The 10,443-nt window shown below is 64.9% G+C and carries 10 protein-coding genes and 1 pseudogene; 6 read left to right on the top strand and 5 right to left on the bottom strand.

Features of this window, described 5'->3' with window-relative positions; genetic code table 11:
• From WBB07_RS15075 to glsA, 3 genes are all read right to left on the bottom strand, one after another.
• On the bottom strand, positions 1-356 hold a 356-nt coding region (locus tag WBB07_RS15075; protein ID WP_526309025.1), incomplete at its 3' end, for an MmyB family transcriptional regulator.
• Positions 357-471: 115 nt separating this feature from the next.
• On the bottom strand, positions 472-2,109 hold the full coding sequence (locus WBB07_RS15070) for an MFS transporter (RefSeq protein ID WP_526309023.1): 1,638 nt from the start codon (positions 2,107-2,109) through the stop codon (positions 472-474).
• Entirely contained in the window at positions 2,106-3,125 is a 1,020-nt protein-coding gene (gene glsA, locus WBB07_RS15065; RefSeq protein ID WP_526309021.1) for a glutaminase A, read from the bottom strand. The genes WBB07_RS15070 and glsA overlap by 4 nt, the downstream gene beginning before the upstream one ends.
• Positions 3,126-4,032: 907 nt before the next feature.
• Here glsA and WBB07_RS15060 point away from each other — a divergent pair.
• From WBB07_RS15060 to WBB07_RS15040, 5 genes and pseudogenes are all read left to right on the top strand, one after another.
• Positions 4,033-4,791, top strand: a pseudogene (locus tag WBB07_RS15060) (TPR repeat domain-containing protein); the annotation flags it as partial.
• A gap of 15 nt (positions 4,792-4,806) precedes the next feature.
• Complete coding sequence (locus tag WBB07_RS15055; protein WP_526309027.1) at positions 4,807-5,145, top strand: TPR repeat domain-containing protein; 339 nt, start codon at positions 4,807-4,809, stop codon at positions 5,143-5,145.
• Between the two features lie 49 nt (positions 5,146-5,194).
• Positions 5,195-6,019 (top strand): hypothetical protein, encoded by an 825-nt coding sequence (locus WBB07_RS15050; protein ID WP_526309019.1) that lies wholly within the window; start codon positions 5,195-5,197, stop codon positions 6,017-6,019.
• A gap of 92 nt (positions 6,020-6,111) precedes the next feature.
• Positions 6,112-6,825 (top strand): hypothetical protein, encoded by a 714-nt coding sequence (locus WBB07_RS15045; RefSeq protein WP_526309017.1) that lies wholly within the window; start codon positions 6,112-6,114, stop codon positions 6,823-6,825.
• 7 nt (positions 6,826-6,832) lie between these two features.
• A complete protein-coding gene (locus tag WBB07_RS15040; RefSeq protein ID WP_526309015.1) occupies positions 6,833-7,144 on the top strand; it encodes a WXG100 family type VII secretion target in 312 nt (103 codons plus the stop codon).
• On the opposite strand, the gene WBB07_RS15035 is transcribed toward WBB07_RS15040, so the two are convergent.
• Positions 7,138-8,052, bottom strand: a complete 915-nt coding sequence (locus WBB07_RS15035; RefSeq protein ID WP_526309013.1) for an MBL fold metallo-hydrolase — start codon at positions 8,050-8,052, stop codon at positions 7,138-7,140. The genes WBB07_RS15040 and WBB07_RS15035 overlap by 7 nt on opposite strands.
• A gap of 206 nt (positions 8,053-8,258) precedes the next feature.
• Here WBB07_RS15035 and WBB07_RS15030 point away from each other — a divergent pair, with 206 nt between their 5' ends.
• Positions 8,259-8,840 (top strand): sigma-70 family RNA polymerase sigma factor, encoded by a 582-nt coding sequence (locus WBB07_RS15030; RefSeq protein WP_526309011.1) that lies wholly within the window; start codon positions 8,259-8,261, stop codon positions 8,838-8,840.
• Between the two features lie 11 nt (positions 8,841-8,851).
• Here the strand turns inward: WBB07_RS15030 and WBB07_RS15025 are convergent.
• The coding region (locus WBB07_RS15025; protein ID WP_526309009.1) for a helix-turn-helix transcriptional regulator at positions 8,852-10,443 on the bottom strand (1,592 nt) is incomplete at its 5' end.

The following is a 10,443-nucleotide window of genomic DNA, read 5'->3' as shown; positions in this document are numbered from 1 at the left end:
AGTTTCGGATGCAGAATGCGTTTGCGTAATTCCGCCGGCTGGGCGACGTCGTGGTGTTTCCACAGGGTGGCGAAGTCGGGGCTGCGCTCCAGCAGCGCGTCGACGATGTGGGCAGCGCGGGAACCGGCGCCGTCGCGTGCGTAGGCCACCCGGGCGGCGACTTCGACGGATGGCTGCGGGCCGCGTCGCCGTTCCATCCGGCTGTAGTTGTCGGTGGAGATCAGCGCAAGTGCTGCGATCTCTTCGCGGCGCAGGCCGACGGCGCGCCGCCGCGCCCCGGTGGGCAGCCCCACGTCCAGGGGCGCGAGTGCTTCACGGCGGATACGCAGGAAGTCGGCCAGCTGTTCCCAATCCATCTGCCAAAGTCTGCCGATGTTCGACCGACGCAACCAGGGATCGTCAGACCCCCGACAAATCGGGGGTTCCGGGAATTTTGTCAGGCAGGGATGGCCGGTCCAGGACTGATTACACCTACGTGGTCGGAGGTCCTGAGGCGCCGAGATTTTCGGGGATCTCACCGGCGCGATAGTTGGGCAGCCGCGACGCGGGGAGAATGGCGATGGCGCTGACACCGGCCAGGATCAGCAGCCCGAGTTTGAGGGCGCGCAGGCGGGCGTCGATGTTGATCTGTACCGCGGCTTCGACTTCGGCTTCGGAGGCGTCGGTGCGGGCCAGGACATCGCGCAGTTGGTCGTTGCTGACGAAGTTCACCTGGTCGAGGTCGACCTGGGCGATGAGTCGATCGGGGATGTCGACGTCGTTGATGACTGCCTGGCCGACGTTGAGGGACAAGATGCCGACGAGCATCGCTCCTGCGATCGCTGTTCCGACGGCCGACGCGAGGTTTTGAGTGGTGCCGCGCACCGAGCCCACGTCGCCGGCGAGCTCTCTGGGGGCCGCGGTCACCAGCACGTTGAAGACCAGGGTGACCAAAGCGCCTTGGCCGATGCCAAACACGATGAGTCCCAGGATGGTCGGCAGCGTTTCCCAGTTGTTGGTGACGACAAACGACAGCCACAGCAGCGCGATCGTGGTCAGGCCGAAGGAGAACGCGCCGATGACTTGTGGGGAGAATCGGCGATAGAAGCGCACGACCAGCGTCGCGGTGATGAACACGGTGAGGTTGAACGGGAGCATCGCCAGCGAGGTGTCGAACGGTGTGCGGCCCTGGACGATCTGGATGTACAGCGGCACCGTGAAGTTCAGCGCTGCCTCGAGACAAACGACCACAAACATCGCGTACACGGCGGCGCGCTCCCGGGAGGATCCCAGGACCGACAAGCTCACCAGCGGTGCCTTGCCGGTGCGGGTTCGGTTCCGCGTCCAGACAAAAAACGCCTGACCGAGGATGATTCCGACCAGTACCAGCAAGGGTGCCGGGGAAAGCCCGAGAACGTCGAACGGCGCGTCACGCGTAGCCTGCAGCAACCCCCACCCGTTGAGGTTGTTGAAGCCCAGGGTCAGCGCCATGATGGCCACGCCGATCAACAGCGCCGCCACCACGTCGATGTCGACGGACTTGTCGCCGGCAGCCGAGTGCAGCCGGAAACTGAAGAGGAACACCGCAATCGCCAAGACGAGCACGACGACAAACACCGGCCGCCAGCCGACAAAAGTGCCGAGTGTTCCGCCGATCAGGAAGGCGCTGACCCCAGACAGGGCACGTGCCGAACCCAGCGACCCCACCGCGGTGGCTTGTTGTTCCCCACGGTAATTGGCGGCGATCAACGCGACCAGAGAAGGCACGATGATCGCTGCCGAGGCACCTGCCACCGCTTGTGCGGCGATCACCCATGTCACCGACGGAGCCAGGATCATCATCAGCGCCGAACCGGCGAACGCGGCGACGACAAACCGGAACACCACGATCCAGCCGATGCGCTGGCCCAGTTTGGCGCCCACCATCACCAGTGCTGCAACGACCAGCCCGTAGGTGACGATGGCGGTGCTGACCGCGGTGGGCGGCACACCAAAATCTTCGACCATCCCACCGATCGAGACCGGGAGTGCTGCGACGTTGAACGACATCAACATCTGGGCGAGGAACAGGCCCACCATGGGGAGCCACGAGGTGCGTTCGTCGATGCCCGCGGACGATGGTGTGGTCACGAATGAGCCTTTCGCTGGGCGGCCATGGTGTGTACCTGGGAAGCAAAGATGTTGAGTCCCAAAACTCGCGACAGGTAGGCCGTGGCGCGCTGGCCGCGAACACTGTTCCCGGCCGCGTCCAAGGGTGGGGAGAACGTGCCGATGCCCGCTTTTCCGGGGGCGACGGCGACAATCCCGCCGGCCACGCCCGATTTGCCGGGAAGGCCGATCTCGAAAAGCCATTCACCGGAACGCTCATAGGCGCCGTTGGCTGCGAGAATCGCCAACGTATCCCGGCACACTGCTGCCGACACGACGCGCCGACCGGTGACGGGATTGACCCCTCCGTCGGCCAACGTGGCACCCATGACGGCCAAGTCGGCCGCGGTCACCCGTAGCGCACATTGCCGGGTGTACATGTCGACGACGTCGAGCGGATCAGCTTCGATGCGTCCGTAGCTTTCCAACAGCCGGGCGATCGCGCGGTTGCGTTGGTTGGTCAGCGATTCCGACGTGTACACCGTGTCGTCGACCTCCAGTGGCCGGCCGGCGAACTCCGACAGCCCAGAAACAATGGCGTCCCACTGTTCGGTCGCGGTGCGTCCCGGCACCAGTGCGGTCGTCGCGATGGCACCCGCGTTGACCATCGGGTTCATCGGATGGCCATTGTTGAGCTCGATGGCCATCACCGAACTGAACGGCAGGCCGGTGTTGTTGACCCCGATCCGATCCGCGACAACTTGGTGGCCGAACTCCTCGCAGACCAGCGCGTACACGAACGCCTTGGAGATCGACTGGATGGAGAACTCGATGTCGATGTCGCCCGCGGTGTGCACCGAGCCATCGACTTCGGCGACAGAGACCGCGAACCAATCCGGGTTGGCCTCGGCCAAGATCGGGATGTAGTCAGCGACAGCGCCTACCGAGTCTGATTTACAACGTCGATACGCAGCTTCGACCAGCGACTCGACCTCGGACCAGTCCGGTAGCTCACCGGTATAGGCCTGTTGCGCGACATCGTCGACCCCGACATCCATCGCGAGTCCCTTCCCCGTAGGAACGCCGCCTAGCTGGACGGAGCGTACCGAAGCTTAGACACACCGGACACTCAGTGCGACACCGCCCAACGCCCCGTCAAGTCTCGAACGGCAAATCGGTCTCGGTGGAGAACACCGCTTCCGCGTGAAGCATTCGTTGAGGCCTGGATGCGCGCGGTGACGGGTGCTGCAGAGGAGGACGCACCGCATTTGTGAGGCCCTGCCGTGAAGGCTGGGCGTTGTTGCCGCCGAGCTGCCAGTGAGTCCGGGACTCGCAGTGGTCGTGCGACTACTGGCAACCGACGCCGTCGCCGTCACGATCGAGGCCGTAGATGTCTCTTCCGACTACATAGACCGGACCTGAGACGTAGGCTGGTCCGTTTCCGCTACCGCCGGCGCAGTCGACATCGCTGGCGATCGGGACGCAAGCACCCGAGTAGTTGGGGTCGCATGATGAGCTCGACTCCTGTGCAAAAGGTGCGGTAAATGGCCCCATATGCTGCGCAAACGGCCCAGTGACGGCATCTGCGTTCGCTGCCGGGGCGAGTGCGAACCCGGCCGCAAACATAATTGTCAGAACTGTCAATTTACCCATGGCGGCGAATGTTAGTACATAGCCGAAGCCGGTGAACATGTGACGCTGCGATGACGGCGCGTTGATCGTTCGGGTGGACCGACGTGATGGTGAACTGACCAACCGCTGTTTGCCAGCTACGGTAAGTTGCCGACCGTAGCGGGCAAATGGGGGTGGCCGTGGGGATGTCCTTGGCGGATCTGGACAGGTGGGATCCCGACGCGATCCAGACTGTCTTTGCCGCCGCCACCGATGACTCTGCGGCGACCCGGATGACGTCGGACCAACTCGGTCAGATCATCGACGCGATCCCCTGGGAGGGGGGAGTCGTACGACGCCGCCAAGGCAGCCAACAGCGATATCGGGCGGGACCTGAACCTGCACGCCGACGAACTCGACGCAGTTGCCGAGGCCGCCAAGGTCGCCGAAACGACCATCCGGTCCATCAAGTCCGACTGGCAGCACCTGCAGCAGGAGGCGGCTGCGGTCGGCATGACCATCGACGCCGCGGCGGGCACAGTCACCTACGTCGAGTCCAGCGATCCCGAGGAAGCCGCGATCCAGGAGGAGAACTACCGGATCATCTGCGCCGAGATCGAACGACTCCTCACCCGTGCCGACCGGGCCGACGAGACCCTGGCCCTGGCGATCGACGGTGCCGACGGTGGTAAGTCCGCCGACGAGATCACCCAGGAACTCAACGAACAGTGGGTGAGCTCCGAGGACGCTGAAGCGGCGGTCCACGATGCGCTTGCCGGCGACCAGGATGCCGCTGCCCGGGTGAATGGGGTCCTGGACACCATCACTGCCGAACAGCAGGCCGGCGAGGTACCGCTGACCACCGAGCAGGCGGCGGTGCTCAGTCAATTGCAGGCCCAGCAGCACGGTATGTCGGTCGAGGCATTACGGACCGCCGAAGGGCGCCTCGGCGGTGAGCGGGATATGGTCGGCAACTCCTGGCAGCTGATGAGTAACCCGAAGGTCGAGTTCCCGAAGACTCAACTCAAGCCGGGGGCGACGACCGATCCCGACACCAGCATGCGCGGCGGGTTCGAGCAGCTTCCGCTGAGCGCGCAGGAAGCACTGCGCACCACCACCTTCGGCACCATGAACGGGCCGCTCAGCCTGACTCAGCAGGTGGTGAACCCGCTGTCGGAAAAGCTGTTTGCCGCCGGCAATGTTGATCACATCGTTGATCACGAGCTGGTGACCGGTGTACAGAACGCGCTGCTGCCCAGTATGGAAGCGGGGGAGTTCATGCAGTACGCCACCGCCAATCACTGGGGCGATGACGGCGAAGCGATATCCGGGGTGTTCGACTGGACAGGTAGCGCAACGGGTTCGGAAGCACAGATCGCCGGTGAAACTGCCCAGGCCTACTCGAACTACTTGGGGGAGCACACCCCACGCCTGCTGGACATGCCGGGGCATCACATCGCTCGGTGAGATCAACCCGAAGCTGGTGCAGGGATTCGCCGAAGGATTGTCTCCGTACGTGGCGAACATTGCCGGCGAGCACAACGAACTATCGGCGTTCTTCTCGGCACCGGATTCGGCGGCCGCCCAAAGCGACGACACCATGCCCGTCGCCAAACGCATTTTCTCGGTGCTGAACACCGATCCCGATGCCGGCGAGATCTTCAACGGCAAAGCCTACGAGGAGATCCTGCGGGATCAGAGTGCTTACGCCCACGGTATCGCCAACAATGTGCCGGATGCCGTGATGAGCAACGCCAACATGCAGGAGGCGAATGTGCTTCGCGCCCTGGTGGACGTCGGCACCAACAATGCGCTCGACGCCAAAGGTGTCAATACCGATGTCCGTGCCGCAGAAGCCTATGCGTCCAAGGCCGCCGCGTACGACATGGCCGTCAAGGCGCTCGCCGTCGGTGCCGATCTGACGCCCGGCGGACCCGCTGCCGCCTTCGGTGTCGATGCCCTGGGATCGGCGTTGAAGACGGACATCATCGGTTCGGCGCCGTCACCGACTGCACAACCGCAGCTGTATTCGGATATGACCGAATACGACGCGCACCGAGCGGTGCTCAATGGTCTGCATGCCAATGGGGTGATGGTCGATCTGCCAGACGGTTTCCTTGCGCCCGGCGAAAGGGGAGGGGTGGGGCACATCCGGTCATTCGAAGAGTTCGCGAGCAGCGGACAGTCGGCCGATGCAGACGAGTTCGAGTACAACAGGCAGATGCGGCTCGCTACAGCCAGAGTTGTCGGCGACGAGTACGTGGCAACCATCGGATCGGACAAGGACTCCTACAACCAAGTCATCAAGAACCCGCGCCCATGGATGCCAGCGAATCCATGAGTCGAACTTCGAGAGTACGGATCACTGTGCTGTTGCTGGCCACGATGGTGGTGTCAGCGTGCACGCAACAGACTTCGGGGCAGTCTGTTCGTGTGTCGGTGGCTGAACCGTGGACGGGTGTGATGGCGAATGTCAACGCAGTGTGGAGTGCCGAACCTGGGATCGAGCTGATCACGGGGCCGGCTGTGGTTGTACGGGCTTACGTGGAGTCCCGTGCGCTCGCGAGCGCGATGGGCACTATCGACGTGGTCTATCCCGGATTCACTCGAGCCGTGTTATCGCCTGCGGAGACCGGTGAGGTGCCCGGAACTCCGTGGCCCGGGACGTCGCATCCGCTGCCTTTTCCGCTTGTTGGAACGGATCGGTTGCACATCCTGCGGATTGACACGGTCGGCCGTGCTGTTACGGCCATCGTGTGCTCGTATGGCCGATACACCAGCACGTATGACCTCGGTAATGGCAACTACGGCCCCTATCCCGGCGACGTAGACGACGACGGTGTGGTCGCGATGCAGGTGAAGATGACGGCCCCCGAGATATCGGCGTCGCCGCTGCCGTCGCAACGCGGGCCAGCCCGATCTCCCAGTGACGATGTCTTCGGTGGTTGGAGCATAGACTCGCGACGGTTGGACATGAATGAGGTCTGGCCCGATTGGCCCACCGCGCTCGAGGATGTGCAAGCCTGCCGCGACCGCGCCCCAGATCCGGTGGAGCGCCGCAAGTTCCTGCGTCAGGGTGAGCATCCGCGTTCCGACTATCCGACGCTGCCGGCCTACCCGGGTTGGCCGGCAGCAGCACCATCTTAGGAGCATCATGCCCAAACGTTTGTCGATCGACCCGCAGGCGCTCCACCATGCAGCCACAACAGTCACGGCTCGCGGTGATGAGCTGGCCACCAGCCATACCGCGGCGAGCTCACGCATCTCCTCGGCCGGCCTGGGTTGGGCGGGCCGTTCCGCGGAAGCCCTGGGTACCCGCGCGGCCCAGTGGGACTCTCGCAACAAAGCGTTGCAAGCCCGAATCGACAGTCATGCGGCCAACATCCGGGCCAGCGCCACCTCATTTGCGCAGGCTGACGCGAAGCACGGTGCGATGCTGCGGAGCCTCGGCGATTACGGTCAGTGATCCCACACTGTCGGGATGAAACGGAAGTGGTTGCCGTGCCGGGCCACGTGGCAGACAGATGGGAACGGCAGGTGAGTGGCCACCAGTTGTTCGCCGCTGGCTGCCAGCTCCTGTAGCAGTCGGATCCGGACCCGTGTCGATTCCTCGGGGTCGTGTTCGAATCCGTTCTGCCACTCGGGCTGGTCGAACCCCGGCTGGAACACCGCGTCACCGGCGAATGTCAGTGCGTCGCCGCCAGATTCGATGCGGACGATGCTGTGGCCGGGAGTGTGACCGCCGGTGCGGCGCAGCAGCACACCGGGCGCCACCTCGTACTCGGTATCGAATGGGCGGAGCTGGTTGCGATAGATATCCAGGAACTGTGCTGCGGTGGCACGCAACACTTCGGGAATCGGCTCGGGCATGACGGTTTTCGAGAAATCGGGGGCCTCCCAGAACTCGGCCTCGGCAGCCGCCAGGTGCACTCGCAGATCCGGGCGCAGCCGCCCCCGCAAGCCGTCGACGAGCAGCCCACCGATGTGATCCATGTGCAGATGGGTGAGCACCACGTCGGTCACCGACGCGGGGTCGATCCCGGCGGCGTCCAATCGCATGGCCAACTGCCCGGCCCGCGGGAAGCCCGGGAACTCGGTGCCGAGCCCGGAGTCGATCAGGATGGTCTGGTTACCGCTGCGCACCACCGCCACGTTCAGCGGCCAGTCGAGCACTTCCGGTGGCAGGTACATGTCCTTGAGCCAGGCCGAGAGGTCGGCCGGTGCGGGGTTGGTGGCCAGCGTCACGGCGGTGATCGGTAGTACGCCGTCACTGATCACCAGGACGTCGATATCGCCGACCCGCAACGCATATCGCGACGGAGTTGACTCGACAAAACCGGTGTGACCGGGTTGGGCAATGTTGACCACGCTCATGTTCACTCCTTCTGAGGGCTTCGTGACGGTCGGAGCCGTCTAGTTGTAGGACCGCGCAGCGCCGGCATTTGTGACACCGGCACGTGGTGCCGACGCAGTGGTGTCGACTACGTGGCGAGGACTACGTGGTTGTGGGGGTCCGCTACGTGGAGCAGGCCGCGAGGCTGGTGTCAGCTTCGGTTACGCGAGACGAAAGAGGACAGGCCATGACAATCACCGTCGCCACCCAGTTCGAGCAGGACGTGCTTCCGCTGCGCAGCAAGCTGTTACGCGGAGCACGACGGCTGACGCTCAACGATGCCGACGCTGACGACCTACTGCAGGAGACCATGCTGGCGGCCTACCGCGGCTTCGGCACCTTCACCCCCGGCACCAATGTGCAAGCCTGGCTGTTCCGGATCATGCATAACCGCTGGATCAACAACTACCGGCGCGGGCAGAGCCGCCCCACCGAGGTGACCATGGACGGCATCACCGAAGCCCAACTGGCGCTTGGCACCGATCGCACCGCGACGACGCCGCGTTCGGCCGAGCGGGAAGTGTTGGATTTGTTGCCGGACATCAGGGTCCGGGCAGCACTCGGCGCATTGCCAGAGCCGCAGCGCGTGGTGCTGTACTACGCGGACATCGAAGGATGCGCGTATGCGGAGATCGCCCAGATGTTGGGCATTCCCATCGGGACGGTGATGTCGCGGGTGTTTCGGGCGCGGAAGCGGCTGCGGGTGGCGTTGGCGGGCATGGCGACCGGTCGTGCTACTGGAGGCGTGGCCGACGAGTGTGCCGCGTGAGACGCCTGGATTCATCCCCCCGTGCGTAATTGGCGACGGGAGGTGATGCCGAGTTTTGTGTACACCTTGCGCAGGTGCCAGTCGACAGTGTGCGGGCTGAGGAACAGTTGCGCACCGATCTCGTGGTTGGTCAGTCCATGGCGGGCCAGGTCGGCGATCTGCTTTTCCTGGGAGGTCAGCGCAGTCGGTGCGTCAGCGGTTTTGCGGGAAGCGGTCACCCGGGCACCGGCTGCAACCAGCTGCTGGCGGGCCCGTTCCGCGAAGGCGGTGGCGCCGATCCAGGTGAACGACTCATGAGCCTGCCGAAGATGGCTGCGCGCTGGTGCTTTCTGGTTGTCCTGCAGCAGCCACTCGCCGTAACGCAGCTGGCTGCGCGCAGCGTGCACCACGAGGCGAGTCCGCTGGAATCGTTCGATGGCTTCGAGGTAGGAGTCCTGGTCGTCGGTTACCAGTGCCCGTGCGCCTGCCACTGTGGCCAGACCCCACTCGGTGCCGCTGGCACCGGCGCGGTCCTGCAACCGCGCCAAGGCGGCCATCGCAACCTTCCGGTCGCCAACCCGCACCGCGGATTCGACCAATTCTGCGAGGCACCAACCGAATACGCCGAGGTCGTCGTACTCGCAGCCCACTCGGGCAGCGTCGAAGGCCTCGGAGTATCGGCCGAGGCCGTTGTACAGCACCGCCGTCGCATAGGCCGTCACTCCGGCCAGTCGGCCTTCACCGTGTGCCGCGCCGGCGGCGCGGGCGGTCTCGAGTGCCGGGAGCGCGTGGTCCGGGTCGCCTCGCCATGCCAGCAGGACAAGCGTGTGGTACTTGACGGGCACGTGGCCCACGGCCTGCGAGATGGCCAGCGCTTCGTCGAGAAGACCTTGCGCGGTGTCGAATTCACCGGCGAGCACATGTGATCCCGCCAGGAATTCCAACGCGAACGGCAGCGCGTACAGGAACCCGGATTGGCGGGCATGCCGGGCGGTGCCGGCCGCAAGGCGGTGGTAGAGGTCGTCGTCCCAGATTTCACTGGCTGCAGTCTCCTGCAGCACCGGAGTTGCCGGCGCCATCCAGTGCACGGATTGCCGGCCGCCCGGTTCGGACTGGGCCAGCCAGAGTTTCAGGGCCGCACGGACCGTGGCAAGCCCGCCGCCGTGCGTCACATGTTCAGCCAGACCTTGGAGAAGGAGATCGGCGGGCCGGTCGAGAGTGGCGGCGGCCATCGCCGCCGATGCCGCGCGCGCCGCCCGCTGAAGGGCATCGGGGTTGCTGCGGCCGGTGTACATCGCCGAGCCGAATGCCTCGAGGTAGGTGTCCCGGGCCAGCTGATGTTCAAGTGGCTCCAGTTGTTCGGCGGCCCGGCGTAGTTGCGCCGCCGAGGTACTCAGCGGTGGTGCGGCCGCATCGCCGACCCGACCGAGCGTGAACAGGATCGCGCCCCGCATCCGCTCCGCCTCGGCGCGCTGCAGCTCGGTCAGGGGCCCCAGTTCGGCGATCGCCAACAGTTCATAGGCCTCATGCGGTGCTGCCGCCTCACGCTTGGCGCGTGCGGCCAGCAGTGCCCGCGACGCCCGCAGTGCCGGGTCGGCGGTCAGGGTGGCCGCGTGTTCGAGGA

Source organism: Mycobacterium sp., assembly GCF_049647605.1.
Classification (GTDB): Bacteria; Actinomycetota; Actinomycetes; order Mycobacteriales; family Mycobacteriaceae; genus Mycobacterium.
Note: the sequence above shows the minus strand (reverse complement) of the source record. Positions and strands in the feature narration are given on the sequence as shown.